22 protein-coding genes and 3 pseudogenes are annotated in these 26,852 nt (G+C 64.6%); 18 read left to right on the top strand and 7 right to left on the bottom strand.

What is annotated here, in order from left to right; all coding sequences use genetic code 11:
• Nucleotides 1-114 precede the first annotated feature (114 nt).
• The gene (gene secA / locus NWE53_RS17565; protein WP_265050665.1) at nucleotides 115-2,892 is read left to right on the top strand and encodes a preprotein translocase subunit SecA; all 2,778 of its coding nucleotides are present in this window, start codon (nucleotides 115-117) and stop codon (nucleotides 2,890-2,892) included.
• A 97-nt stretch (nucleotides 2,893-2,989) separates the two neighbouring features.
• On the opposite strand, the gene NWE53_RS17560 is transcribed toward secA, so the two are convergent.
• On the bottom strand, nucleotides 2,990-4,021 hold the full coding sequence (locus NWE53_RS17560; RefSeq protein WP_265050664.1) for an acyltransferase family protein: 1,032 nt from the start codon (nucleotides 4,019-4,021) through the stop codon (nucleotides 2,990-2,992).
• A 407-nt stretch (nucleotides 4,022-4,428) separates the two neighbouring features.
• Between NWE53_RS17560 and cax the strand changes: the two genes are divergently transcribed.
• The 7 genes and pseudogenes from cax to NWE53_RS30065 all read left to right on the top strand — a co-directional run.
• Nucleotides 4,429-5,523, top strand: coding sequence for a calcium/proton exchanger (gene cax / locus NWE53_RS17555; RefSeq protein ID WP_265050663.1), 1,095 nt, complete (start codon nucleotides 4,429-4,431; stop codon nucleotides 5,521-5,523).
• A gap of 669 nt (nucleotides 5,524-6,192) precedes the next feature.
• Nucleotides 6,193-6,651, top strand: a complete 459-nt coding sequence (locus NWE53_RS17550; protein WP_265050662.1) for a Ros/MucR family transcriptional regulator — start codon at nucleotides 6,193-6,195, stop codon at nucleotides 6,649-6,651.
• A gap of 62 nt (nucleotides 6,652-6,713) precedes the next feature.
• Nucleotides 6,714-6,998, top strand: coding sequence for a BrnA antitoxin family protein (locus NWE53_RS17545; RefSeq protein ID WP_265050661.1), 285 nt, complete (start codon nucleotides 6,714-6,716; stop codon nucleotides 6,996-6,998).
• Nucleotides 6,999-7,103: 105 nt separating this feature from the next.
• A pseudogene (locus tag NWE53_RS30070) lies at nucleotides 7,104-7,232 on the top strand (helix-turn-helix transcriptional regulator); the annotation flags it as partial.
• Nucleotides 7,233-7,885: 653 nt separating this feature from the next.
• A complete protein-coding gene (locus tag NWE53_RS17540) occupies nucleotides 7,886-8,509 on the top strand; it encodes a Crp/Fnr family transcriptional regulator (RefSeq protein ID WP_265050660.1) in 624 nt (207 codons plus the stop codon).
• Between the two features lie 384 nt (nucleotides 8,510-8,893).
• The gene (locus NWE53_RS17535; RefSeq protein ID WP_265050659.1) at nucleotides 8,894-9,310 is read left to right on the top strand and encodes a hypothetical protein; all 417 of its coding nucleotides are present in this window, start codon (nucleotides 8,894-8,896) and stop codon (nucleotides 9,308-9,310) included.
• A gap of 189 nt (nucleotides 9,311-9,499) precedes the next feature.
• Nucleotides 9,500-9,724: pseudogene (locus NWE53_RS30065) on the top strand (GntR family transcriptional regulator); the annotation flags it as partial.
• A 189-nt stretch (nucleotides 9,725-9,913) separates the two neighbouring features.
• Here the strand turns inward: NWE53_RS30065 and NWE53_RS17530 are convergent.
• Nucleotides 9,914-10,222, bottom strand: a complete 309-nt coding sequence (locus tag NWE53_RS17530; protein WP_265050658.1) for a hypothetical protein — start codon at nucleotides 10,220-10,222, stop codon at nucleotides 9,914-9,916.
• Nucleotides 10,223-10,275: 53 nt separating this feature from the next.
• On the opposite strand from NWE53_RS17530, the gene NWE53_RS17525 reads away from it, so the two are divergent.
• The 7 genes from NWE53_RS17525 to NWE53_RS17495 all read left to right on the top strand — a co-directional run bounded on the left by NWE53_RS17525 (nucleotide 10,276) and on the right by NWE53_RS17495 (nucleotide 18,407).
• Nucleotides 10,276-11,787, top strand: coding sequence for an ABC transporter substrate-binding protein (locus NWE53_RS17525; protein WP_265050657.1), 1,512 nt, complete (start codon nucleotides 10,276-10,278; stop codon nucleotides 11,785-11,787).
• A gap of 85 nt (nucleotides 11,788-11,872) precedes the next feature.
• Nucleotides 11,873-13,378, top strand: a complete 1,506-nt coding sequence (locus tag NWE53_RS17520) for an ABC transporter substrate-binding protein (RefSeq protein WP_265050656.1) — start codon at nucleotides 11,873-11,875, stop codon at nucleotides 13,376-13,378.
• A gap of 6 nt (nucleotides 13,379-13,384) precedes the next feature.
• Nucleotides 13,385-14,311 (top strand): ABC transporter permease, encoded by a 927-nt coding sequence (locus NWE53_RS17515; protein WP_265050655.1) that lies wholly within the window; start codon nucleotides 13,385-13,387, stop codon nucleotides 14,309-14,311.
• Nucleotides 14,308-15,159 carry an ABC transporter permease gene (locus tag NWE53_RS17510; protein WP_265050654.1) on the top strand — a complete coding sequence of 284 codons (852 nt, stop codon included), beginning with the start codon at nucleotides 14,308-14,310 and terminating at the stop codon, nucleotides 15,157-15,159. The genes NWE53_RS17515 and NWE53_RS17510 overlap by 4 nt, the downstream gene beginning before the upstream one ends.
• Before the next feature lie 10 nt (nucleotides 15,160-15,169).
• The gene (locus NWE53_RS17505; protein WP_265050653.1) at nucleotides 15,170-15,955 is read left to right on the top strand and encodes an SDR family NAD(P)-dependent oxidoreductase; all 786 of its coding nucleotides are present in this window, start codon (nucleotides 15,170-15,172) and stop codon (nucleotides 15,953-15,955) included.
• Nucleotides 15,955-16,866, top strand: coding sequence for a polysaccharide deacetylase family protein (locus tag NWE53_RS17500; RefSeq protein WP_265050652.1), 912 nt, complete (start codon nucleotides 15,955-15,957; stop codon nucleotides 16,864-16,866). The genes NWE53_RS17505 and NWE53_RS17500 overlap by 1 nt, the downstream gene beginning before the upstream one ends.
• Nucleotides 16,866-18,407, top strand: a complete 1,542-nt coding sequence (locus NWE53_RS17495; RefSeq protein WP_265050651.1) for a gamma-glutamyltransferase — start codon at nucleotides 16,866-16,868, stop codon at nucleotides 18,405-18,407. The genes NWE53_RS17500 and NWE53_RS17495 overlap by 1 nt, the downstream gene beginning before the upstream one ends.
• A gap of 148 nt (nucleotides 18,408-18,555) precedes the next feature.
• Here NWE53_RS17495 and NWE53_RS17490 read toward each other — a convergent pair whose 3' ends face one another.
• Genes NWE53_RS17490 through NWE53_RS17475 form a run of 4 tightly spaced genes read right to left on the bottom strand, consistent with a single transcriptional unit; the run spans nucleotide 18,556 to nucleotide 22,847 of the window.
• Nucleotides 18,556-19,494 carry a serine hydrolase gene (locus NWE53_RS17490; protein WP_265050650.1) on the bottom strand — a complete coding sequence of 313 codons (939 nt, stop codon included), beginning with the start codon at nucleotides 19,492-19,494 and terminating at the stop codon, nucleotides 18,556-18,558.
• A 37-nt stretch (nucleotides 19,495-19,531) separates the two neighbouring features.
• Nucleotides 19,532-20,344, bottom strand: a complete 813-nt coding sequence (locus NWE53_RS17485) for an ABC transporter permease (protein ID WP_265050649.1) — start codon at nucleotides 20,342-20,344, stop codon at nucleotides 19,532-19,534.
• Nucleotides 20,345-20,348: 4 nt separating this feature from the next.
• On the bottom strand, nucleotides 20,349-21,284 hold the full coding sequence (locus NWE53_RS17480; protein WP_265050648.1) for an ABC transporter permease: 936 nt from the start codon (nucleotides 21,282-21,284) through the stop codon (nucleotides 20,349-20,351).
• Nucleotides 21,285-21,320: 36 nt separating this feature from the next.
• Nucleotides 21,321-22,847, bottom strand: coding sequence for an ABC transporter substrate-binding protein (locus NWE53_RS17475; protein ID WP_265050647.1), 1,527 nt, complete (start codon nucleotides 22,845-22,847; stop codon nucleotides 21,321-21,323).
• A gap of 113 nt (nucleotides 22,848-22,960) precedes the next feature.
• On the opposite strand from NWE53_RS17475, the gene NWE53_RS17470 reads away from it, so the two are divergent.
• The 3 genes from NWE53_RS17470 (at nucleotide 22,961) to NWE53_RS17460 (ending at nucleotide 25,718) form a co-directional block, all read left to right on the top strand.
• Nucleotides 22,961-23,839, top strand: a complete 879-nt coding sequence (locus tag NWE53_RS17470; protein ID WP_265050646.1) for a LysR family transcriptional regulator — start codon at nucleotides 22,961-22,963, stop codon at nucleotides 23,837-23,839.
• Nucleotides 23,836-24,711, top strand: coding sequence for a LysR family transcriptional regulator (locus NWE53_RS17465; RefSeq protein WP_265050645.1), 876 nt, complete (start codon nucleotides 23,836-23,838; stop codon nucleotides 24,709-24,711). Before NWE53_RS17470 ends, NWE53_RS17465 begins: the two co-directional genes overlap by 4 nt.
• 269 nt (nucleotides 24,712-24,980) lie before the next feature.
• A complete protein-coding gene (locus NWE53_RS17460) occupies nucleotides 24,981-25,718 on the top strand; it encodes an SDR family oxidoreductase (RefSeq protein WP_265050644.1) in 738 nt (245 codons plus the stop codon).
• On the opposite strand, the pseudogene NWE53_RS17455 reads toward NWE53_RS17460, so the two are convergent.
• Nucleotides 25,669-26,609 (bottom strand): annotated as a pseudogene (locus NWE53_RS17455) (LysR family transcriptional regulator). The gene NWE53_RS17460 and the pseudogene NWE53_RS17455 overlap by 50 nt on opposite strands.
• Between the last annotated feature and the right edge of the window lie 243 nt (nucleotides 26,610-26,852).

The following is a 26,852-nucleotide window of genomic DNA, read 5'->3' as shown; positions in this document are numbered from 1 at the left end:
TGCCCGCGCACGCGTCTAAACACGCGGTCGCATTCGAGAATACCGGACCTCCGACCCGGGCGCGAAACCACAGCCGCGCCGGCCGGAGGACCAGCATCACCTGAAAGGCCCAACATGCTTGGCGCGCTCGCAAAGAAACTCTTCGGCTCGTCGAACGACCGCCGCGTCAAGGGCTATCAGCCCCGCGTCGCCGCGATCAACGCTCTCGAGAACGAGATAGCGGCGCTGAGCGACGACGCGCTGAAGGCGCGCACCGAGGAGTTCAAGCAGCAGATCGCCAATGGCGCCAAGCTCGACGACCTCCTGGTGCCGGCCTTCGCCACGGTGCGCGAGGCGGCCAAGCGCGTGCTCGGCCAGCGCCCCTACGACGTCCAGCTCGTCGGCGGCATGGTGCTGCACGAGGGCGCGATCGCCGAGATGAAGACCGGCGAAGGCAAGACGCTGGTCGCGACCCTGCCGAGCTATCTCAATGCGCTCGAAGGCAAGGGCGTCCATGTCGTCACCGTCAACGACTATCTCGCCCGCCGCGACGCCGAATGGATGGCGAAGCTCTACAACTTCCTCGGCCTTAGCGTCGGCATCATCGTCCACGGCATCGACGACGAGGAGCGCCAGAGCGCTTATGCCTGCGACATCACCTACGGCACGAACAACGAATTCGGCTTCGACTATCTGCGCGACAACATGAAGTACGAGGTCGCGCAGATGAGCCAGCGCGGCCACCACTTCGCCATCGTCGACGAGGTCGACTCGATCCTGGTCGACGAAGCCCGCACGCCGCTGATCATCTCCGGCCCGCTCGACGACAAGTCGGATCTGTACGTCTCGATCGACAAGGTGCTGCCGGGGTTGATCGCCAGCGATTACGAGGTCGACGAAAAGCAGCGCACGGTCGCGCTGACCGAGGCTGGCAACGAGCATATCGAGGAGTTGCTGCGCGAGGCCGGCCTGCTGACGGAGGGCGACCTCTACGACGCGCACAACGTCACCCTCGTCCACCACGTCAATCAGGCGCTCAGGGCGCACGCCCTGTTCACCCGCGACAAGGACTACATCGTCCGCAACGACGAGGTCGTCATCATCGACGAGTTCACCGGCCGCATGATGCCGGGCCGGCGCTATTCGGAGGGCCTGCACCAGGCGCTCGAAGCCAAGGAAGGCGTCACCGTCCAGCCCGAGAACGCGACGCTCGCCTCGATCACCTTCCAGAACTATTTCCGACTCTACAAGAAGCTCGCCGGCATGACCGGCACGGCCGCAACCGAGGCCGACGAGTTCTTCCAGATCTACAAGCTCGAGGTCGTCGAGATCCCGACCAACGTGCCCGTCGCGCGCAGGGACGAGGATGACGAGGTCTACCGCACCTTCGAGGAGAAGGTCCGCGGCGTCATCCGCGAGATCAAGGTGGCGCAGGAGAACGGCCAGCCGCTGCTCGTCGGCACCACCTCGATCGAGCGCTCCGAGCTCGTTGCCGAGATGCTGCGGAAGGAGGGCTACAAGCTGCTCGACTTTACCGATCCCACCGCGCTGGAGCCGGTCTACCAGGCCGCCCGCGAGGGCCGGACGGTCAAGGCCTTCGCCGTGCTGAACGCCCGCTTCCACGAGCAGGAGGCCTATATCGTCGCGCAGGCCGGCGTGCCCGGCGCGATCACCATCGCCACCAACATGGCCGGCCGCGGCACCGACATCCAGCTCGGCGGCAATGCCGACATGCGGATTTCCCATGATCTCGCCGGCATCGAGGAGGGCCCGGAGCGCGACGCGAAGGCCGCCGCCATCCGCGCCGAGGTCGCCGATTTCAAGCAGCGCGTGCTGAAGGCCGGCGGCCTCTACATCGTCGGCACCGAGCGCCATGAGAGCCGGCGCATCGACAACCAGCTGCGCGGCCGCGCCGGCCGCCAGGGCGACCCCGGCCGTTCGAAATTCTTCCTGTCGCTGCAGGACGACCTGATGCGCATCTTCGGCTCCGACCGGATGGACGGCATGCTGCAGAAGCTCGGCCTCAAGGAGGACGAGGCCATCGTCCACCCCTGGATCAACAAGGCGGTGGAGAAGGCGCAGGGCAAGGTCGAGGCGCGCAACTTCGACATCCGCAAGAACATCCTGAAATACGACGACGTGATGAACGACCAGCGCAAGGTCGTCTTCGAGCAGCGCCGCGACTTCATGCGCCAGGCGAGCGTGCGCGAGACGATCGACGACATGCGCCATGGCGTCGTCGAGGACGTCGTCGCCCGCCACATCCCCGAGGAAGCCTATCCCGAGCAGTGGGACACCGCCGGCCTCAAGCAGGAGGTGATCCAGTCCTTCAACCTCGATCTCCCCATCGAGGACTGGGCCAAGGAAGAGGGCATCGCCGATAGCGAGATCCGCGAGCGCATCCGCAAGCTCGCCGACGAAGACTATGCCGGCCGCATCGAGCGCAACACCGACGAGGTCATGACCTATGTCGAGAAGCAGGTGCTGCTGCAGTCGCTGGATCATCTCTGGCGTGAGCATCTCGTCACGCTCGACCATCTCCGCCAGGTCATCGGCTGGCGCGGCCTCGCCCAGCGCGACCCGCTACAGGAATACAAGCAGGAGGCGTTCGAGCTGTTCGACGGGCTGATCGGCCAGCTCCGCCAGCAGGTCACCGGGCACCTCTCGCGCGTCGAGGTGCGCTTCGATCAGCCGGAAGAGCAGGCGCCGCTCCAGATGCAGGACGGTTCCGGCTCGGGCTTCGGCGGCGATTATGGCGGGACGGGGCTGCAATTCGCTGCCACGGATGCCGACACCGCCGTGCTCGACCGCAACCCGACCGATCCCGACACCTGGGGCAAGGTCGGTCGCAACGAGCCCTGCCCCTGCGGCTCGGGCAAGAAATTCAAGCACTGCCACGGCCAGTTCGTCTGACGCAGCGCTCTTTGGTTCCCTGCCTCACGCCCGGCCCTGCGCCGGGCGTCATGCGTTCTGGATACCCGCACGCGCAGCGACGGTGACGGGTTGGCGCTCAGAGCGACGAGCCGAGTTCCCGCTGGCCTGCGCCGTGGCCGCGGGCGCCGAGCCAGGCCGGCCGCGCGAAGAGGAAGGATAGCGGCGTGTGTCTGACCAGCCGATGCAGCAGCAGCGGCACGGCGACGGAGACCGCCGTCAGAAGCAGCGCGGCGACACCGAGATCGAGCTGAACGCCGGAGCGCAGCAGCACCATCCGTCCGGCCGCCATCGGCAGGAAGAAGGCGAGGTAGATCGGCAGCGAGTTGCGCCCGCAATAGTCGAGCCAGGGCAGGTGCCCGGCCAGCAGCACCGAGCAGAGCAGGATGCCGACCACTCCGGCGATGCCCAGCAGCAGATGCACCCCCGGCGGCGCCGTCAGGATGTCGTGGCCGAGGAAGGGCGTCGCCAGCGCGCTGAGCGCAAACCAGACGCCCCAAAGCAGGAGGGTTCTGCTGCGATGAGCAGCAGACCGATCGGCGGCGGCGCGAATCCCGGCGGAGAACACTGCCCCCGCGAGGAAGAAGACGAAATAGGCGGTGAACTGGTCGGGCACCATCCAGCCGGTGCTCAGCGGGGCGAGGGCCAGCAGCGCGGCGGCGGCCAGCGCGGCACGGCGCCAGGGCCAAACCGCCTTGGCGACGACGAAGAAGATGGTGAGCAGATAGATGAACCAGAGCACGCCGAAGGGGTCTACGAGGCCGAGCACATAGTTCTGCGCGAAGCCGGTGACGCCGGCTTCGCCCCAGGGCGGAACGCGCATCAGCAGATAGAAATAGGCGAGCGGCACGACCTTGCGATCGAGGAAGGCGCTCCAGCCGAGGCCGACGAGGCGCGGTACGAACAGCCCCGAGAGCAGGAAGAGGCCGGGCATGCGGAACTGTTTCGCCCAGGCGATCAGCGGGTCGATCCAGCTGCCTTCCACGTCGCTGAGTTCGAGTCCGCCAGCCACATGCATCAGCACGACCAGGATGATGCAGATGCCCTTGCCCGTATCGACCCAGCCGATGCGCGCGGCCGGGCGATGAGCTGGTGCAGTCGTTTCAGCCATGATGCCGATTCCTCCGACCGGAGCCTCGCACACTCGGCTTAGCACCGGGTTAGGATCGCCGCCGGACAGGATCGGCCGCCGGTAAGCTTTCAGCAAGGGCGCAAGCGTCACGGTCGAACTCGGGCCCTATCCGCGCCTTGCGTGGCCGGGGCGCGCGGTGCCCGATGCGGATTCAAGAGGCGGTGCGGCGCCAGCGCCGGGGGGCCGCGATGGGTGGCAGCCGGCGTGCGGCCAGCTCCATGCAGTTCAGCGGCCGATCGCGCTCCATGATCTTTGCTCTCCTAACGGGAGGAGCTGTGCTTTGCGCATGTGTCTGTTCAAGAAACTTGACTCTCCTATTCGCATATCCTGTTCTGCCAATCTGGTCGGGCGATATCGACCGCACCGTTACTTGCAAGGTGGCCCCTATGAACCTCTTGCTAAAAGAAATTCGTCATAATCCCATACTCTGGCTTTTAGCCATCGTACCGGTCGTATTTGCCGCGCAGAAGCTCAAGCCTGAAGCTCATACTCTGCTTTTCATCCTGTCCGTCCTGGCAATAGTGCCGCTGGCTGTCCTTCTGAGCCACGCCACTGAATCCGTAGCGGCCAAGACCGGTGATACGGTCGGAGGACTGCTCAACGCCACTCTGGGAAACTTGACTGAGCTTATCATCGCACTGGCCGCGTTGCGTGCCGGGCAATACGCGCTGGTCAAGGCATCCATCGCGGGAGCCATTGTCACCAATACGTTGTTCATGCTGGGGGCGTCGTTTCTACTCGGCGGACTCAAGCACCATGTGCAGGAATACAATCGGGGCAGCGCCCGCCTCCAGGCGTGCTTGCTTTTTCTGGCAACGGTCGCGTTGCTCGTTCCGTCGGCGGTCTCTGGAGCCGATTCCACGGCGGGGTCCGTCTTCACCGCGAAATTGAGCGTGTGTCTATCTGTGTTGCTCATTGCGGCCTACGGATTGGGCCTCTTGTTCTCGCTCAAGACACATCGTGAACTCTTCGGCGGGGCGGAACACGCGGAAGCCGGCGAGGTGCCGTGGCCGATGGGGTTGGCTCTGACCACGCTGGCCGGAGTCACGGTATTGGTCGCGCTGGTGAGCGAGGTCTTCGTCGAGTCGGTTCAACAGGCGGCGTTATCGTTCGGGATGAGCCAGGCATTTGTGGGCTTCGTCATCGTGGCGCTGGTGGGGGGCGCAGCGGAGATGGCCTCGGCGTTTTCCGGCGCGCGCAAAGACCGGTTGGATCTCAGCGTGGGCATCGCGCTGGGGAGCGCGGCTCAGATCGCGCTTTTCGTCGCGCCGGTGCTGGTTCTGCTCAGTTATATCATCGGGCCGGCGCCGATGAGCCTGCAGTTCTGGCCGGGTGTCGTCATCATGATGATCATCGCGACCATGACCGTGTCCCTGGTGACCAACAGCGGACGCTCGGCCTGGTTTGTCGGAGTGCTCTTGCTGTTGGTGTACCTGATCTTCGCGATCACCCTTTACCTGTTGCCGCCTCCGGTCGTGTGATCGCCCCCGCCGGAGCGTTCCGGATACTTCGCCAGGTTCTCGTGGGCGCTTTAGTCAGCGCGTGCAATATCGCCCTCCATGCGTTTTTTTGATCGCTACTGTCATGCAGCGGCGAGAATCACTGTCGCCAACGCAAATTATCGCCACACGCTCCCATTGATAGTCGTTATGATTGCTACCGTATCTTTCTTGATAGCGGCACATATTCCGGAAGTTCTTGTTTGGGCGCTGGCTTACGGAATTGTTGGAGCCCGAAAGCAGAGCTGTGCAATCTCTGCTATGGGTCGGGAATGGACGTTCCCCCTAACATGGGGCACGTCCGCTTTCGGGCAGTGGCCCAACTTCCGCTTCTGGCGCAAATCGTGCTGACTTCAGCCGAACTGTATGATGACCCGATGTCGACGCGTAGTCGGCCTTACTTGCCGTCTCGCGAGCGCTGCGCGCAGTGCCCCGGGGCACGCCCGTGGCACTGACGAGTGCCACTTATTTCGCGGGCGATTGGAAGAAATCGGCAGGCTGCAGGCTTCTAGCTCAGTATGATATATTCAGAGGAAACCTCGAAAATTGTTGCGAGCCGCTCGCCGTAGCGGCTAGCTCACCCGCAACCTCGGCGAGGGCAACGTCTGCGTCGCTATCCATTCCGATCATCTCCTGGGATCACAAAAACCAATGTCTGAAGACAACAACCAGCTTATCGATCTGTCAGCGATGGTCGTTGCGGCCTACGTGGCACATAACAATGTCACCCGCGCCGATCTGCCCGAGCTTATCGCGAAGACTCATGCAGCACTGGCTGGCTTGGGAGCTGAAGCTGCGGCGCCTGCTGCCCAGCCGCTTGCCCCAGCCGTTTCGATCAGGAAGTCGGTTACCCCGGATGCGATCATCTGCCTCGAGGACGGCAAGGCGTTCAAATCGCTCAAACGCCATCTCAGCAGCAAGTACGATATGACGCCTGACCAGTACCGAGCGAAATGGGGCCTGCCTTCCGATTACCCGATGGTGGCACCCAACTATGCCGAAGCGCGCTCCGCCTTGGCCAAGTCGATGGGTCTTGGTCGGAAGGCTGCAACCGCTGTAGGCAAGGGAGCAATTGCCAAGAGCCCACGGCGTGTGAAGGCCAAGGCCTGACCGAGACGCTTGCTCGATAAAGCGACACCGGCCGACACGGCGACCAACGACAAAGAGGCTCCATGAACAGCGACAGAACTCGCAGGCCCACCAGCGCCCGGGACAAGGCCGAGGCACTGTTCAAGCCGGCCGTTCCGAAAGCACCGATGCCTGTCGACACGCGGCCGAGCGTTCCCGGAGCGAAAGAACTCGTTTCGCTCCGGATCGATCGCAGTGTGCTTGACCATTTTCAGAGTGGCGGACCAGGCTGGCAGGATCGCATCAACAACGCGCTGCGGCAGGCCGCGGGCATCGGTGGAGATGAAGCGGTCATGCCCGACGAGGTGAACTCTTCGAACGACGGCTAGTGCGGCAATGGCGAAAGGGGATCCCATTCAGGAGGCCATCGGCGACGGCCGAAGCGGCGACCTCGATCCCGACATGCTCTCTTCGATCTCGCGCCGGGCGAGGCACGCGTCACGCGCCTGCTGACATCGGGACAGAGCGCGGCCGAGATCGCCAGGACATGCGGCGTATCCGTTGAGACCGTCAGGTCGCAAATCCGGCCGATACTTCAGAAATCGGGCATGCCGCCAGGCTGAGCTCGTTGGTTTCCTCGCCGGGATCGATACATTCGAGCGTTGAAAACGACGTGTTAAGACGAGATGGCAACTACCCAAGCGGACGTTGGAACCGCAAGTCTCGCGAATTGACGCTGGAAGAGGCAGGTGTCTGCCTCTTCCGCAATTTGGGATTGTTAGCCGACCTTCGCTTCACAGCCCACCTGACCGGTTTTGGGCAAGAGCCAATGTCCGGTTGTGGCGCTCTGCAAACCGAGGCCGCGGGCACAATGAAATTCTGAACCGGGTCGATAGCCGCCTCGTTCTGCCTGGTGGCTGTGCGTTCGTCGGCAGCCGTCAATTCCGCGATCCCTTCTCGGCTGCAGCCAACCGCACCGTGCTGCGATGAACGTCCTCGGCGCGTCGAAGAATTCGGCGGCGGGCCCGGTGATTTCCTCCACCCCAAGAGTTCATCTGCAAAGCAGAGACAACCGAGCCCGAACGATTCAAGCTCAGTCCGCTCCATTAAATGCCGGGACCAACCGCCCAGGCGCGGAACGGGATATCTCGATGAGCAGGTTCAGGTGAGGTGCAGCACACACCGCGCGCCTCAAGCATGTCCTGTCCAATCGCGGGTAACGAACGGCTCGCAGGCAGAAAATCATCGATTCGTTCAAATGCTAACGACCGTTCACATGGAGCGGCCCCTTCTGCGGCGCCCGGACGAGACACCGGATACGGTTTATCTGATCGATACCGGTACGGTCAGGCCCTTTTTCACAAGTCCCCATGGCCTCGATGCGCTTTTCGCCGATCTGTCTTCAGGCGACTTCGTTGGCGATCTGACCGCGATCGACGGCCAGAGCCTGGACATATATTTCGAGGCGATCACTGAGACGACGGTTTTCGTTCTGCGCCGAAACCAGTTTCTCGAAATCCTGAAAAACTCGCCGGATTTCGCTTGGGATGTGGCCAGGCGCTTGTGCGAGCGGCTTAGGACCTTGAACAGGCTCTATATCGAAAACCGCGTTCTACCGATGAAGGCGAGGCTCTACGCCGAGCTGATTCGTCTGAGTTCGAGCTCGGACGATGGTGAGATTTCCATTTCGCCGCCCCCGACCCACGCTGAACTTGCCCGTAGAATTGCTTCTCAACGTGAGACCGTGACGAAACAGATAAGCGCGCTGGCGAAGGACGGCATCCTGCGCCAATCCGGAAACAAGATGATTATCGAACGCATCGACGAGTTGCGGCACCGCGTCAGCGGTTTTCTGGGTGACCTTCCCTGCGTGAGCCATCGCCCGCAGCGCCATTGCTAGCGAATGCGGGCGCCTGCCGCCTGCGGAACTCAAACGCTGTGCTCCGGGATGCCTTCGGTTCGATAATTCAGGACCGGTGAAAATGGTCACAGACAGATTGCCGATCGAAATGTCAGCATAGATTTGGGTTGAGGCCCTACAATGGGCGTCGACCTCCAAAAGAGACCCATACTTTGGAGAGGACCGGGTCTGTGATCCGGCCTCTCCTTTTTTCTATAAGTTCAGATTTTGCAATTTACGATCGCAAATACTGAAACATTTGTTTTTCAAAATACAATTCTTTACATTGAATAGCCGAATAATCGTCCTGAGTGCAAACTTTTGATTCTTATTGGGTCGAATTCAACTAGTGTTGCCAGATTCAACGAGCCGTCCTGAGGGTCTATGTCTGAAAACGTCTCGACCAAGAGAGAATTTCGAGTTTCGACGAGAGCATTCGCGAGTGCCCTCCGGGCAATCCTTGTGGCGTCTGCGTATCTCGCGGGGGTGTCGGGCGCGCAAGCTCAGCTCGTCGCCGTGGTTGGAACAGGCACGGCGAAATGTTCGCAGTTCAATGATTCCATCGTGGTTCGAGTAGAGGAAGAGCGCGAGTATTTCGCCTGGGCTCAGGGCTATATGAGCGGTGTTCTGATTGGCGCGCCACCGAACGTCGATGATAATCTTCTTCTTATTCCTGAGGGGTTTCCGATCGCGGCGCAGATGAACTTCATGCGCTCGTTCTGCAAAAATCGCCCTTCTTCGAGTTACAGCGACGGGGTGGAGGCGCTCTACCGGGCGTTGGGGGGAAAAGCTCTGAGGTGAAAGCGGCGAGAGCTTGTCCCCGATCGGCCTAATCGAACCTCGGTATCCCGAGTGACTTCGTTCCTGCGCTGGGCAGCCGAGAACGTCAGGCTCTCGCCCGGGGAGGTCACCGTAGGGCAAACTGCCGATCGCGCGTAAAGCCCCACAAACGTCTTGTGAAATCTCACAAGACGTTTCAGACTTCGCAGCATGCTGGATACCGCCTCTCCATTTGCGTCTGCCCCGACCGCAGAACCCCGGCTCGACGTCGCCACGCGGCGGCTGCGTCGAGCCATCGTCACCTGTGAGATCGCTCCGGGCGACTTTGTCCATGAGGCGGCGCTCGCCGATCGCTTCGGGCTGGGCCGCGCGAGCGTTCGTGTCGCACTGACCGAACTCGCAGCGGCTCGCTTCGTCAGCAGGCATGCGCGCCAGGGGTGGCGGATCGCGCCGATCGACGGAGCGCTGATCGCCGCAGTGCTGGATGGACGCCGCAGGCTCGAGCCTTCGCTGGCTGTGCACAAGCTGGCAGAACCCGCGCTCTCGACGGCGACGACCCTCCTGGGGACGATCCAATCCGTCTCCGGGCGGACCGAGCCTGCAGCGATTGCGACCGCCCGCGCCTCAGAGCGCCAGCTGCGCGATCTGCTCGCTGCCGCAGCAGGCGCCTTCGCCCGAGACTGGCTCGGTGGGATTTGGGATCATGCAGACCGGATCGTGCGGATGCTCGATCTCCGCGGTCATGCCATCCCGCCGGCCGACCTCGGTGAACTGGTCGCGGCGCTCAGGGCGGGTGATGCCAATCTTGCTGCACAGGCGATCGAGCGAGACCATAGGCTTTTCGCTGACGCGATTGCCCACGGCTTTCTTGCGATGTCGGCGCAGCCGCCTCGGCCGCAAGCGCGTTCTGCCCGCCGACGCGGCGCGCGCCATCAGCCGCTCGTCGCAGCCGATCAGCCGATCCCTTCACCGAAGGAGAAGCAGTCATGACCGTTGCCTGGCGGACCTATCCTCTCGCGGCAGCCTGTGCCGCGATACTTGCCCTGGGAAGCGTTGCTCCGGCGCAAGCCTCGAAGGAGCGCTTCGTGGTCGACCTCGTGAACGAGCCGTCCTCGCTCGATCCGCAGGTCCAGTGGAACCCCGACAGCTACTACGTCTACCGCAACATCTTCGACAATCTCGTCACCCGCGACGACAAGGGCGAGATCGTCCCGCAGGTCGCGACCTCCTGGAAATATCTGTCGGACACCGAGATCGAGTTCGAGCTCCGCCCCGATATCGCTTTTCACGACGGCTCGAAGCTGACGGCCGACGACGTCGTCTACAGCGTCAAGCGCATCACCGATCCCAAATTCGGCAGTCCCCAGCTCGGGCAGTTCGACAAGATCATCAATGCGGCGGCACTCTCGCCGACCAAGGTCAAGTTGACCACGGACGGCGCCTATCCGGCGCTGCTCGCCCAGCTCGTGAAACTCTCGATCGTTCCCAAGGCGATCGTCGAGGCCGTCGGCAAGGATGCCTTCAACCTGAAGCCGGTCGGCAGCGGGCCCTATAAGTTGGAGAGCTGGCAGCGCGGCGTTGCCGTGACGCTTGTCCGCAACGATGCCTATTGGGGCGCGAAGGGCCCGTTCCCGACCGTGGTCTTCCGCGCCGTGCCCGATGGAGCGACACGACTTGCCAACCTCCAGTCCGGCACCAGCGATTTCGGCGTCACCCTCGACGCCGACCAGGCCGGCCAGCTCAAATCCGCTGCCAAGGCGCAGGCGCTGATCGGTCTGACCGAGCGCGTCGCCTATCTCAGGCTCAACGCGTCGAAGCCGCCCTTCGACAACGTCAAGCTGCGCCTGGCCGCGGCTTATGCGATCGACAAGGAGGGGCTCGTCGACGGCCTGCTCGGCGGCTACGACAAGCCTGTCTCGCAATTGGGCACACCGGCAAGCTTCGGTTGGATCGAGGGTCTGACGGGCCCGACCTATGACCTCGCCAAGGCCAAGGCGCTGGTGGCGGAAGCCGGCCCCGCCGCCAAGGCAGAGATCGAGCTTGCGACCGCGCCGGTCTTCGACCAGCGCATCGTGCAGGCGATCCAGCAGCAACTCGGCGATGCCGGCTTCACCGTGAAGATCGCGATGTCGGACATGGCGAGCTATCTCAAGCGCTCGCAGGCCGGCCCCGAAGGCACGTCGACGCTGAGCTTCGGGCGCTGGTCCTGCGCCTGCCAGGATGCCGACGGCACGCTCTTCCCGCTGATCCACAAGAGCAGCGGCTGGTCGGCTTATCGCAACCCGAAGGCCGATGCGCTGCTCGAGGAAGCCCGCCAGACCCTCGACAAGGAGAAGCGACTCTCCGCCTACAAGCAGGTCCAGGAGATCATCGCGGCCGACGCGCCCTTCGTGCCGCTCTATCAGGCCGCCGTCATCTATGGCGCAACCAAGAGCCTGAAATGGCAACCGACCCCAAATGAGAGCCTGTTCCTGAACCGCATGAGCTGGAGCGACTGACGACAGAGAGCGGCAGCCGAGCATGCCGCAGCTGTCAACGCCGGAAGGAGACCGGCGCCGCGAACATGAAACAGGGGACGGTGTCATGAAGAGAACACGCATAATTCTCGCTGGCGCGCTGCTCGCCACCTGCCTGGTTCTTCCGGGCGGCGCGGCCTTTGCCGCCAAGGAGCGCCTGACGATCGATCTCGTGGGCGAGCCTAATTCGCTCGATCCGCATGTCCAATGGAACCCGGACAGCTACTACGTCTACCGCAACATCTTCGACAATCTCGTCACCCGCGACGACAAGGGCCTGATCGCGCCACAGGTCGCGACCGCGTGGAAGCAGCTCTCCGACACGCAGATTCAGTTCCAGCTGCGCGACGACATCGTCTTTCACGACGGCTCGAAGCTGACCGCCGAAGATGTCGTCTTCAGCGTCAAGCGCATCACCGATCCCAAATTCGCCAGCCCGCAGCTGGGCCAGTTCGACAAGATCACCGACGCCGTCGCCAACGACGCCAAGACAGTGACGCTCACAACCAACGGCGCCTATCCGGCCCTGCTGGCGCAACTGGCCAAGCTTTCGATCGTACCCAAGAAGGTCGTCGAAACAGTAGGCAAGGATGCCTTCAATCTCGCACCCGTCGGCAGCGGCCCTTACAAATTCGGTGCATGGCAGCGCGGCGTCGCGGTGACGCTTGCGCGCAACGACGCCTATTGGGGCACCAAGGCGCCGTTCCCGAGCGTGGTCTTCCGCGCCATTCCCGATGCCGCGACCCGGGTCGCCAATCTGATGGCGGGGACATCGGATCTCGCTGCCAATCTCGATGGCGATCTCGCGGCCCAGCTCAAGACCTCGCAGCGCGCGATGCCCGTGCCGGTGCTGACCGAGCGCGTCGCCTATCTCGCGATGAACGTCCAGAAGGAACCGCTGAACGATCCGCGCGTGCGCCGCGCCATCGCCCAGGCGATCGACAAGCAGGCGATCACCGATGGCGTGCTCGGCGGCACCGAGAAGCCGCTGGCGCAGATGCTTTCGCCGGCCCATGAGGGATTCGTCGAGGGCATCAAGGATCTGCCGTTCGATGTCGCCAAGGCCAAGGCGGAGCTTGCTGCGGTCGGCCCGAAAGCCAGGCAGGAGATCGCGCTGGTGACCGCGCCGGTCTACGACCAGCGCGTCGTGCAGGCCTTGCAGCAGATGCTCGTCGATGCCGGTCTCAACGTGAAGATCGAGATGACCGACATGGGCTCCTGGCTGAAGCGCATGCAGAGCGGGCCCGATTCCATTCCGGTTCTCGCCTTCAGCCGCTGGTCCTGCGGCTGCCAGGATGCCGACGGCGTGCTCTTCCCGATCCTGCACAGCGCCAGCGGCTGGGCCAATGCCAAGGACAAGACGATCGAGGACGCGCTCGAGGCCGGCCGCCAGACGCTCGACCCGGCCAGGCGGCTGGCCGCGTACAAGATCGTGCATGAGCGCATCGCCAGCGAGAATTACGTGATCCCGCTCTATCAGGCGGCGCAGATGTACGGCACCGCCAAGAACCTCGTCTGGACGCCGACGCCCAATGAAAGCATCTTCGTCAATCGCATGAGCTGGAAGGACTGAGCCTAGGTGCCTGGCTTCCTCCTGCAGCGCGCCGGACAGGCGCTCGTCACGATCCTGGGCGTGGCGACGTTGATCTTCTTCATCCAGCGGCTGACGGGGGATCCGACCTATCTCCTGGTGCCGGAGACGGCGACCAAGGCCGATATCGACGCCCTCCGCCACTCGCTGGGCTTCGATCGGCCGCTCTTCGTCCAGTATCTCGGCTTCCTCGCCGATCTCGCCCGTTTCGATCTCGGCCAGTCGGTGGTGCAGCGTGTGCCGGTGATCGACATCATCGCCTCGCGCCTGCCCTATACGCTGATGCTGGCGGGCGGAGCGCTGACGGTCGCCTGCGGCATCGGAATACCCGTCGGGATCCTGCTCGCGCTGTTCCGGGACAGCGCCGCCGCGAAGGTCGCCGCGGGCCTCGTGCTCGCCGCACAGAGCATGCCGACCTTCTGGAGCGGCATCCTCCTCATCCTGCTCTTCGCCGTCACCCTGGGCTGGCTGCCGCCCTCCTCGACGGGCGGCTTTTCCCATCTCGTCATGCCTTCCGTCGCGCTCGGGCTGCTTTCGATGGCGACATTCGCGCGGATCACGCGGGCGGCGTTGATGGAGGAACTGACCCGCGACTATGTCCGCACCGCGCGCGCCCGCGGCGTCGGGCCTACGCGCCTGCTTCTGCGCCATGTCGCGCGCAACGCTGCAATCCCGATCATCACCGTGGCCGCGCTCGAGATTTCGAACCTGCTTGCCGGCGCCGTCATCGTCGAGACGGTTTTTGCCTGGCCCGGTCTCGGCCAGGTCACGGTGCAGGCCATCCTCGCCCGCGACTTCCTGGTGGTGCAGGGCGTCGTCATGCTGGGAGCCCTCGTCACGGTTGGGCTCAACCTGCTTTCGGACTTTCTCTACAGCATCGTCGACCCGCGCATCGCCCTTGGGGCCGGGCGATGAGCGACCCGGCTCTGCCGCAGCCTCGCCGCCGTTTCCCGCTGAAACGCTGGTGGCCGATCGCCGTCCTCGCGCTGTTCGTCATGGCCGCGCTCTGCGCGCCTCTGCTCGCACCCTATGATCCCAATGTTCAGAACCTGGTCGGGCGGCTGAAGCCTCCGGGGACCGTCTCGCGCAGTTTCCATTACTGGCTTGGGTCGGACGAACTCGGCCGCGATCTCCTCAGCCGGATCATCTATGGCACGCGCGTTTCGCTGCTCGTCGCGGTGCTGTCGGTCTTGCTTTCAGGGGTCGTCGGAACTGCGCTCGGGCTTGTCGCCGGCTATCGGCGCGGCTGGGTCGAAACGGCGGTCATGCGCATCGCCGACGTCTTCCTGTCCATCCCGGCAGTGCTTCTCGCCATCATCACGGTCGCGGTTCTCGGCCCCGGCCTTGTCAACGTCGTCCTGGTGCTCGCCCTCACGCGCTGGCCGCGCTATGCCCGCGTGGCGCATGCGCAGACACTGGCCACGGCCGGCATGGCTTATGTCGAGAATGCGGTGCTGGCGGGTGCCGGCACGCCGCGTATTCTCTTCCGGCACATTCTGCCCAACATCGCGGGCACGCTGATCGTCGTGGCGACCTTGGAATTCGGCCTGATGGTCCTGTTCGAGGCGGGCCTTTCCTTCCTCGGCCTCGGCGTGCAGCCCCCGACCGCGAGCTGGGGTTCGATGCTTTCCACTGGCCGCAACTACGTCGCAACCGCCTGGTGGGCCGCCACTCTGCCCGGGCTTTGTCTGTTCGTGCTGGTGCTGACCGTCAACCTGACCGGTGACGCCGTGCGCGACCGTCTAGATCCCCATTTTCGCTGAGGACCGGACCATGTTCGAGGACATCAAGGGCAAGCGCGCGCTCGTCACCGGGGCCTGCGGCGTGATCGGCCAATGGATTGCGGAGACGCTTCACCAAGCCGGTGCGACCCTGGCGTTGACTGACGCCAAGGGTGATGAACTCTCGGCTTTCGCCGAGACGCTGGGGCTGAGCGGCGAGAGTTTCTGCAAGGCGGCCGATCTCACCGACGAAGCTTCGATCAAGGAGCTGACGGCAGAGATCGGAACGCGCTGGGGCGCCGCCGACATCCTCGTCAACAACGCCGGAATCTACCCCAGTGCCTTCCTGCTGGATACGTCGACCGAAGAGTTCGACCGCATCTTTTCGATCAACCTGCGCGCGCCCTTCATCCTGAGCCGCGAGCTGGCGACGCAGATGGTGCGCAAGGGCGTCAAGGGATCGATCATCAACATTTCGTCCGGCGCCTCGCGCAAGATGCGGCGGACGGCCACCGTCTATTCCACCTCGAAGACAGCGCTCGACCGTCTGACCAAGGGTTTTGCCGTCGAGCTCGCCGAATACGGCATCCGCTCGAACGCGCTCGAGCCTGGTTTTGCCGCCGGAAGCACGGTCAGCAATCTCTCCGAGGCGCATATCCGCAATACCATCGCGCAGATCCCGCTCGGCCGCCCGTCCTCGCGCGAGGATGTCGGCAACGCCCTGCTGTATCTCGCCAGCGACGCGTCGTCCTATGTCACCGGCGCGACGCTGACGGTCGATGGCGGTGGCTCGGCCGGTACGCTCGCAGTCCATCAGGACAAGAAGAGCGCGCTGTGATGAACCCGACCACCTTGTCACCGGCAGCCTTCCCGAACGCCGGTTATGAATGGCCGCAGGGCAAGAGCAGTGCCTTCTGCTTCACCGTCGATGTCGACGCCGAGAGCCCCTATCAATGGAGCCTGCCGACGGATGCCCCGCAGACGCTCGGCCAGATCGAGCAGCGCCTGTTCGGCCCCCGCATCGGCATCTGGCGCATCCTCGACCTGCTCGACCGCTACGGCATCAAGGCGACGATGTTCGTGCCGGGGCTGGTCGCGAAGAACCATCCCGAATTGCTGCCGGCATTCGTCGCGCGCGGGCACGAGATCGGCCTGCACGGCTATTTCCACGAGCTCGCGACCGAGGCCGGTCCAGAGGAATTCGCCCGCGCGCTCGATGAATCCTTGGCGTTGTTCAAGAGCCAGGCTGGTATCGTCCCGACCGGCTTTCGTTCGCCAGCCTGGGAGATGACGCCCTTCATGCTGGCTGAGATCAAGCGTCGCGGCCTCTACGATTCCTCGCTTATGGGTTTCGACCACCCCTACACCATCGACGGCGTCACGCAGGTGCCGGTGCTTTGGGCCGTCGATGACGCCATCTATTTCCGCTTCACCGGCAGCCCCACGGACAAGGCACCGCCCTCGCCGCAGGGCGGCATCCTCGAAGCCTGGCTCGACGAGTGGCATGTGCTGCATCGCGAGGGCCGTATGATGATGCTGACGATCCATGACTGGATCTCGGGCCGCGCGGGCCGCGTCTGCATGCTGGAAAAGCTGCTCGATGTGATCACCACCTCGCCGGGCACCTGGATCGCGACGGTCGGTGAACTCGCCGCGCATCATGCCGCCAGCGCCAATGCCGAGCGCTTCAGTGTGCCGATGCATCTGCCCGAGGCTAGCGCGCCCCATCGCTTCAAGGCGCCGCGCTGATGCAGACCTTCGCCATCCAGCGGCCCGCCGTGCATTCGGCTCACGGCCTTGTCGCGGCCCAGAACCGTCACGCGGCGCAAGCCGGCGCCGATGTACTGTCGCGCGGCGGCAATGCGATGGATGCGGCCGTCGTCGCCGCGCTGGTGCTCAGCACCGTCGAACCCTGGCTCTCGGGCGTCGGTGGCGGCGGCTTTCTGGTCCATGCCGATGGCGCGACGGGAGCGACCGAGACGCTCGACTTCAATGTACGCTCGGCCGCCGGGCTCGACCCGGCCGATTATCCGCTTGCCGATGCCCAGGCAGGGAACTGGTTCAGCTGGCCCTCGGTCGTCGGAGACCGCAACGTCTCCGGCTATAGCTCGATCTGCGTACCCGGCGCGATCGCCGGGCTTGCCGCCGCGCTGGAGCGTCATGGCTCGATCTCCTGGGAGGAAGCGCTCCAGCCTGCGATCGAGCATGCCGAGCGCGGTCTGGAAATCGACTGGTATGCCGCGCTTTGCATCGCGATCGAGGCGCCGGGCCTTGCGCGCGACCCCACGCTCTCGGCTATCCTGCTCGACCAGGGCCACGGCCCGAAGGCCGGCGCCGACACAAGGCGCTTCAAGCCGATGACGCTGAAGGCCAAGTTGTTGCGCCGGCTCGCCAAGGCGGGAGCGCGCGACTTCTATGAAGGCGAGAGCGCCGCGTTGATCGCAGGCGATCTCGAAGCTGGCGGTTCGCCGCTGCGCGCCGGCGACCTTGCCACCTATGAGGTGGTCTGGGCTCCGGCGCTGACCGGGCGCTATCGCGACTTCGACATCGCGGCGGTGCCTGGCTTGAGTGGCGGGCCGACCTTCTTCGACGCAGCGGAACGACTTGCCAGCGGCCCACTATCCCGCGAAACGTCACCGGCCCGGACGGCCCTTCTCTATGCTACAGCCATCCGCCAGGCCTATGAAAAGCGCCTGACCACGCTCGGCCACGCCGCGACGCCGCAGGCCGGATGCACCTCGCATGTCAGCGTGGTCGACCGCACGGGCACGATGGTTTCTCTGACCAACACGCTGCTCTCGCGCTTCGGCGCCAAGGTCGCCCTGCCTCGGGCCGGCATCATCATGAACAACGGCATGATGTGGTTCGACCCGCGCCCGGGCCAGCCCAACGCCATCGCGGCCGGCAAGAAGCCGCTCGCCAATATGTGTCCGCTCATTTTGAGCCGGGCGGGCCGCCCCGTGCTTTCGATAGGCGCGGCCGGCGGCCGCACCATTTTCCCGACGATCCTGCAGTTGATCTCCGGCATGGTCGATTTCGGCCTGTCGCTGGAGGAGGTCTTTCACCGCCCGCGCCTCGACGCCTCGACGCCACGCATCAAGATCGACGCCCGTGCCGAGGCCGACGTGGCGGCGACCGTCGCCGGCGCCTTCCCCGTCGAGGTCGTCGAGGACACGTTGTATCCCGTGAATTTCTCGATCCCCTCGGCCGTGATGGCCGCCGAAGGCGGCTTCACAGGCATGGCGCATCCGACCAGTCCCTGGGCAGGCGTAGCAGCGGCCTCGGCATAAACGAGGCCGTCCTCACCGTGCCGGTGCAGGCATCCACCAAGGGTCAACGCCAGCAGCGCAGCTGCGAGACAAGAGGACCGCCTACAGGTCGCTAACCGAAGTCAGGCGGAATCTCGGCACTGCGTCCGGGCGACTGGCCATCGTCGGCTCATGGCGCGATGCCGACTCGCGCATTTGACTTCATCTCGCCTGCGACGATCGCGCCGAGCGCCGGCACGAAACCGTCATCCTCGGCGATCGCCTCTCCCTGGGCGAAGACCGTGAGGATGAATTCCTGCCCGTCCGGCAGAATGGCGCGCAGGGCATCATGGCGGCGGAAATCGGCGCGCTCGTCGCCGAGCCAGCGCGTGCGCCCGGCCTTCGACCAAATCTGCGTGCCTTCGGGCATGCCGCCGGCGAGATAACCTTGAACCTGATAGGCGCCGCGGCTGACGAACGAACTCGCGAGGTCGCGTGCGAGCAGGCCGCGGACCTTGTTCCGCCCGGCCTCGCTCAGCACCGAGCCATGGAAGATCTCGTGCATCAGCCGGGCCATGGCAATCGGCGTCAGCGCATTGTGGCCGCCTGGAGAGCGGTCGAGGCCGATCTTCTCGCGGCCATAGCGGAGATCGTCCATCAGCTTCTGGTTGAGGTTGATGTCTTTCAGCTCGGGCCAGCCGAGCTGGGCGAAGAAGCGATTGACCGCTTCGCGACGCTCGCACCACGCGGCAATGTCCTGTTCGTCGAGCAGGGTGTCACCCGTCGTCTGCGTGAACAGGTCGATGATGTAATTCGTTGCCGAATTGGACGACCACAGGATCATGTCGCGCATGGCGCGGTCGAGTTCCTCGTGGGCGCTGAGTTGTCCCGATTCCAGTGCGGCCTGCGCGGCGACGACGAAGAAGACTTTCACGAGCGAGCAGGGATAGCTGCGCCATTCAGGGCGCAAGGCGGCGCCTTTCGGCCGCTCACCATCCCGACCCGGCCGCAGCAGGACGTAGCCGAACTGCTCGCTTGGGACGCCCCGCGCTCCGAAGGCGGTCTCGGCCTTGTCGGTGATCAGCGATCCAATGCGCTGCAATTCCGGATCGTCGTCGAAGAAGCTCATGGACCACCTGTGAAAGGCCGATGGAGACAAGGAGGGTTCAGCCCTTGGGCCGCAGCGCGGTGTCGAGGCCCTCGCCGATCAACGCGAAGGTAACGCCGGTGTAGATGATGGCGAGCCCGGGGAAGGTTGCGATCCACCAGGCGTCGAACAGGAACTGCCGGCCATCCGAGATCATCAGCCCCCATTCCGGCGTCGGCGGCTGGATGCCGAGGCCGAGGAAACTGAGCGAGGTAACCGCGAGGATGGTGAGCACCACATCCGCCATCGCATAGACGATGGCAGGGTTGACCGCATTAGGGAGGATATGGGCGGTGACGATCCGCGGGGTCGAGCAGCCGAGGCTGCGCGCCGCCTGCACGAATTCGAGATTGCGCAGCACCAGAACTTCGCCCCGCACGATGCGGGCGAAGGAAATCCAGTTCACCAGGAGGAAGGCGAGATAGAGATTGGCCTCGCCCGGGCCGAGCACGCCGACGATGGCGATGACGAGGACATAGAACGGGAAGGCCCAGAAGATATCGGTGATGCGCATGATGAAGGTGTCGACGCGTCCGCCGATGAAGCCCGAGATCGCGCCGATCACGACGCCGAGAATGGCCGGCGCAATGACGCAGATCAGCGCCACTTTGAGATCGACATAGCCGCCGGCCAGCACGCGCGAGGCAACGTCGCGGCCGAGGTCGTCGGTGCCGAACCAGTTGGCGAGGGAGGGCTGCTGCAGCGTGTTGCCGTAGTCGATCTCGAAGGGATCATGCGGCGTCCAGATCTGGCCGAGCGCGACGCAGGCGCCGAGCAACGCGAGCATGGCGAGCCCGACCGACAGGCTCGGATTGGAGCGGAGGCGATTCATCGGCTCACTCCAACCTGATGCGCGGATCGGCGAGCGCATAGGCGAGATCGGTCGCCAGATTGATCAGCACCACGAGGACGGCGAAGACGATGGTGAGCCCCTGGATCAGCGGATAATCGCGGGCGAAGATCGACTCGACGAACAGCGAGCCGAGGCCCGGCAGCGCGAAGACGGTCTCGATCACCACAGTGCCGCCGATCACCCAGCTCGTATGGGCGCCGAGCACGGAGATCGAGCTGATCAGCGCATTGGGCAGCACATGGACGCCCATCAGCCGGCCCGTGCCCGCGCCCTTGGCGCGCGCGGTGGTGACGTAGTCGGAGCCGAGCACGCCGAGGATGGCGCTGCGCAGGCTGCGGATTGTCAGGGAGGCCGTGGCAAGCGCGATAACGAGAGCTGGCAAAGTCGTGTGATGCAGACGAGAGAGCAGGTCGTCGCCATAGCCCGAGGTCGGGAACAAGGGCAGCCAGATCGCGAACAGGATGACGAAGATCAGCCCGAGCCAGAAGGAGGGCATCGCGATCACGATGGTGAAGGCGAGCTTGATCGCCAGATCGACGGGTCCGCCACGCCGCATCGCCGACCAGAGGGCCAGCGGCACGGTCATCAGCACGGCAAGCGTCGTCGAGTAGGCGACGAGCCACAGCGTTGCCGGCAGCCGCTCGAGCACGAGTTGCATCACAGGCCGGGCATGCACGACCGAGCGGCCGAGACTGCCCGAGCCGATATCGGCAAGGAAGAGCAGGTATTGCCGCCATAGCGGCAGGTCGAGGCCGAGCCGCTGCTTCATCAGCGCGATCTCCTCGGCGCCGCCGCGCGCGCCGAGAAGCAGCGTCGCGGGGTCGCCGGGAAGGGCGCGCAGCAGCAGGAAGCAGGCCAGCGTGATGCCGAAGAGAACCGGCACCAGCTGGACGAGGCGCTTGACGATATAGATGAGCATGGCGGGCAGGAAGACGGGCGCGCAGATGCCCTTCCCTTACTTCAGCTTGACGTCCTCGAGGCGGAAGTTCGAGGTCGGCAGAACCTCGAAGCCCTCGACATTGCTGCGATAGGCATAGGAGGTGCCGGGATAGAACAGGAAGACCGAGGGCGCGCCGTCATGGGCGAGCTTGATGATCTCCTGGAACATCTTGCCGCGCTCCGGCCCATCCCCCGTCACGCGCTCCTTGTCGTAGAGCTCGTTGACGCGCTCGCTCTTCCATTCGGTGTGATAGGCGTTCGCGCGCTCGGGATTGACGAGCAGGAAGCCGACGAGCTGGTCAGGGTCGATCGTGTCGCTGGTCGCATAGGCGACGGCCATCTCGTAGTCGCCCGCCTTGGTCGTGGTCCAGTGCGTGCCGCCCTCGACGAGGCGGATATCGGCGGTGATACCGATCTGCTTCAACGCAGCCTGCAGGGCCTGGCCGAGCTGGCGGTGCAGCGGACGGCTGGAATCGACCAGCAGCGAGGTCTTGAAGCCGTCCTTGTAGCCGGCTTCGGCCAGCAGCGCCTTGGCCTTGGCGAGGTCGTGCGGGTAGGGCTTCAGGCCGGCATCGGCATAGGCCATCGGCGGCATCGGCGAATTCGAGACCTTGCCGGTTCCGTAGAGCAGCGCCTTGACCAAGCCGTCCTTGTCGATCGCGTAGTTCAGCGCCTGCCGCACGCGAAGATCGTCGAACGGCTTCTTCCTGGTGTTCATCAGCATGAAATCGGTGCGGAAGACATTCGCGACCGCCGTCTTGATCTTGCCGTCGCGCCCGAGCGCCTGGAGCTGGTTGAGCGGAATGTCGATGGCGGCGTCGACCTCGCCGGCCTGCAGCTTCAGGACGCGGCTGTTGCCTTCCGGGATGACCATCAGCTCGGCACCGTCGAGGTCGGGCTTGCCGGCCTGCCAGTAATTCGCATTCTTCTTCAGCGACAGGCCCTGGCCCTTGTTCCAGGCTGCCACGGAAAAGGGGCCGCTGCCGATCGGCTTCTCGAAGAACTTGTCGCCGGCCGCCTCGAACGCCTTCTGCGGCAGGATCGCGGAAGAGAACAGCGCGAGGTTGTTGAGGAGCGGCGTGAACACCTTCTTGAGCTTCAGCACGACGGTGCGATCGTCCGGCGTCTCGATCACGTCGATGCCGGAGAAGAAGCGCTTCCAGCTCGATGCGTCGCTTCCGGCGCGCTTCAACGAAAAGGCGACGTCGCCGGCCGTTACCGGTGTGCCGTCCGAGAATTTCGCCTGGCGCAGCTTGAAGCTGTAGGTCATTCCGTCGTCGCTGACCTTCCAGCTCTCGGCCAGACCGGGTTCGAGCTTCGTCGCGTCCTTGCTGGGTCGCAGCAGCGTGTCGAAGATCAGGAGCTGTGCGTAGATCGAGGCGTTGTCACTGGTTGCGATGGGATCGAGCGAAACCAGATCCTGCGTCTGCGCCAGCCGCAACGTGCCCTTGGCGAGAACGATGGAGGGCGCGGCCATGAGAGCCGGGGCGCTGAGCGCCAGCGCGAGCGCGCCAGCCGAAATCATCGAACGAAGCTTGGTCATACCGATCCCCTGATTCCTTGGCCGCTCTGCGTCGGCGGTTTGCATCCTTCCATGAGCCATCCTATTCCTGCCAATGAAACATTCGGCAGGTTTACCAACCAAGCGGAATAGAGATGAAACTCGGCTCGCTGCTCGCGATCGATGCGTTCGTGCGGCTCGGCGGAACTGGCGAGGCGGCGCAGGGCCTCGGCATCAGCCAGTCGGCGGTGATCAAATCGCTCAAGCAGGCCGAGCAGGAGCTGGAGCTCAGCCTCGCCACGACTATCCAGGGCCGGCTCGTGCCGACGCCGGAGGCGCAGCTCCTGGTGAGGCATGCGAAATCCCTGTTCGGCGTGCTCAAGCGCGCGCGGCACGAGGCGGACATGATCCGGGTCGGCATGGCCGATCGCTTGCGGGTGGCGACGGTGCCGGGCCTTGCGCACAGCATCTTGCCGCCGGCGATCAAGCAGACCCGACGCAGCCTCGACGAGGCCGCGGCCGTCGAGATCATGTTCGATCACGTCCGCGAGCATCTCGATGCGGGCGAAGCCGATCTCGGCATCTCCTATGGACCGATGTCGCGCGAGACGATCGCGGATGTGGCGCTGCGGCGCAGTCCCCTGGTCTGTGTCCTGTCGCCCGAACATCCGCTTATTGCATGCGCAACCATTTCGCGCGGTGATCTCGATGGCGCCCGGCTGATCAGCTACGGTCCGGATGGCGTGAGCGCCCGCGACAGCTTCCAGGAGGCTCTCAGCGGGATAGGGCTGGCGGATCGCATCGCGATCACCGTCCGCCATACCGACACCGCCTGCCATCTGGCGCGCGAAGGCGTTGGAATCGCGCTCGTCGATGGCTTCGTCATCAGCAGCAATCTCGTCGAAGGGCTCGCCGTGCGCCCGCTCGAGGCGAGTCCTCTGGTGACAGCCTATGCCCATCATCGGCAGGGCGTTGCGCTCGACCGCGCGGCGCGGGTGCTGCTGGCGCATCTGCAGGAGAATCCGCAGCAATGACGCAATTCACGCCCGCACACGCCGCCGTCCTGCGCGCCGTCCATCGTTGCGGCACGACGGTGGAGGCCGCACGCCAGCTCAACCTTACGCAGTCGGCCATCAGCAAGATCGTCGCGCGGAGCGAGACGAGCCTGGGCGTCCTCGTCTTCGAGCGACGCGACGGCCGTCTGACGCTGCGCGCCGAGGCCAGCGCCCTGATGGCAGCCCTCGATTCCGTCGAGCAGGAATGGCTGGGTTTGCGGAACGTCGCAGTGCGGCTGCGTGCCGGCCAGGAGACGCCGCTGCGCATCGCCTCGACACCCAGTATCGGCCATGGCGTCATTGCGCGCGCTCTGGGCCGGCTGACGAACGAATACCCGCAGGCGCGTGTCGAGCTGATCATGGGCGACGCGCCCACGGAACTAGCGCTCGGCACGGCCGATCTCGGCTTGATGTTCTCCCCGCGCGTGACCGACGACATCGCGCTGACGCCTCTTGCCGGAGGGGAGATCATCGCTTTGGTCCGGACGGGCGATGCCCTTGCGAAGCAGGGCACGGTCAGCCTGCATGACCTGAGGGCACGTCGCCTGATCTGCTTCGATCGCGAGAAGTCGCCGCTGGGCTGGCTGATCGCCCAGGCCTATGAGAGGGAGGGGCTCGAATATGCACCGTTCATGACGGTTCCGTACAGCATCTCGGCGGCGCATCTCCTGGCCGGACCTGGCGACGTGACGTTGATCGACAGCCTGCTGACGCAGGCGCAGCGTTTCGACGGGCTCGTTCAGCTTTCGGTCGAGCCTCATATTCCCATAACGATCTGCCTCATGACCGTGCGCAGCAGGCCGCTCTCTCGATTGGCCGCTCGCTTCGTAGAGATCGTCCGGGAACGCTGATGATACGGGGCGCCTGGACGGTGTCGGTGGAGGTCGCTCGATGCGATCAAAAACCGCCGGCAGATTGGGTAGCCCGGTGGTGTTGAAGCCGGAGCATGCCGTATTGCCCGCCTTGACCGTCAGTCCCACAAAAGAGCGGCCGGTGGCATTCACGGGCGCCAGCCCCTTCGTCTTCGATCGGCATCGCCGATAACACCATCGGATCCTTCCGTTTCCCAACGAGCGCGGAAAGCTGGAACACAGCCGCTAGATCGGAAATGGAGACCAAGATGACCAATCAGGACACGAACCTGCGCCGCGTCCTTATCGCGGGAGGAAGCTCCGGCATGGGCTTCGCCCTGGCGCGGCGGCTGATAGCGGCCGGCGACCATGTGACGATCGTCGGCAGGGACGCTTCCCGGCTCAGGCGCGCGCAGGATGACCTCGGGGCCTCGCCGCTGCTCGCGGCACGGATGGCCGACATCACCTCCGAAGGGGAGGTGCGGGCATTGTTCGCGAACGGCGAGCCGCTCGATCATATCGTCTGTACGGCCGCGGATTTTACGGGCGCCTACGAAAGGCTGCCCGCGCTGGACCTGGATGCAGCCCGGCGCGCCATCGACAGCAAGATCATCGGCCCCATCCTGCTTGCCAAATACGGCAGCCCGAAGCTCGCTCCCAAGGGATCGCTGACCTTCACCTCCGGCATCGCGGCCTACCGGCCGATGGCCCGGGGAACGGTGGTCGCGACCATCAATGCGGCACTGGAAGGTCTCGTCCGGGCCCTGGCTGTCGAACTGGCGCCGGTGCGTGTGAATGCCGTATCGCCGGGCTGGGTCGACACGCCGATTTGGCAAGCGGTGGCGGGCGAACGGAAGGCCGAGGTTCTCGCCGGGATGGCGGAACGCCTGCCGGTCGGTCGCGTCGGTCAGCCGGACGATATCGCCGATGCCGTGGCCTTTCTCATCGGCAATGGCTTCACGACAGGCACGGTTCTTCACGTCGAAGGCGGTCATCGTCTCGTTTGAGAAAACGTCGCGCCCGCCCCGCCCGGGCCAGTAGAAGCGCGAGGCCGGGCGGCTGAACGCGCCGGCGGCGCCATACCATGTCGAGCGTCGCCGCAAGCTCGAATCCAGGCGATGGGAGCGCGACGACGGCACCGCGCTCCAGCGCTTCCCGCGCCGCGATCCGGGGCGCGAGGGCATAGCCGCTGCCGGCCGCAACCAGACGCACGATGGCCTCGATGCTGCCGACTTCGGCGACAGGCCTTGGTGGCGTCAGACCGGCCCGGCGCCAGGCCTGATCGAACAGATGCCGGTAGACGCAGCCGGCTCGGTCGCGATGAACGGCTGGGCTGCGAGCGCGTCCGGCCCCGACGCAGGATCGAACACGCTTCCTGCGGCCGGCGGTCCAATCATGACCAGCGGCTCCCGGGCAAATTCCCGCCGGGCGAGACGTGCATCCAGAGCGCCCTTGCGAAAGCAAAAGGCGATGTCGTTCGAGCCGTCGAGAAGGCGTTGCAACAGATGATCGCTGCCCGCCACCTCGACACGTATCCGGAGTTCGGGCTGGTGTTGCCGAAGGTCCGCGAGCAGCGCCGGCAGAACCTCCCGGGCAACGGTTTCCAGCGCGCCTATGACCAGCGATCGGTCGCCCGAGAGGCTCGCGCTCTTCACCGCAGCCAATGCGTCATCCGTCGTGGTCAGAATGTCCTGGGCATAAGGCACCAGCGCCTCGCCGGCGGTCGTGAGCCGAAAGCCCTGCCTGGAGCGCTGGAACAGGCGCACCCCCAGTTCATCCTCGAGGATCTGGATCTGGTCGCTTACGCTGGATTGGGCAAGGTTGAGCTCGCCGGCCGCCCGAGTCGCCGTCCGGCAACGCGCGACGGCAAGGAAAGTCTGGAGCAGGCGCGGGGTCATATTCCGCCAGCGTAGATCATGCCGCCTGCCGGCGCGATAACGAATCTCCGGCCGCTGGCTTGGAACTTCGTGTCGTCCAAGGGCGCACCGTCTTCAAGCGCGACGGAGCTTGAGGGGGGTAGCATTCTCGACCTCTAGATCCGAACTTATCCCCATGAACCTTTCCGGCCCAAAGCCGTCGCCTCTGATTCTCGGTTCGAGTGCTGGAGGAGCGCGGCACACGCTCGAAGCCGCGCTCGTCCA

The sequence above is a fragment of the Bosea sp. NBC_00550 genome, assembly GCF_026020075.1.
GTDB lineage: Bacteria > Pseudomonadota > Alphaproteobacteria > Rhizobiales > Beijerinckiaceae > Allobosea.
This window is presented reverse-complemented; position numbering and strand designations above follow the sequence as displayed.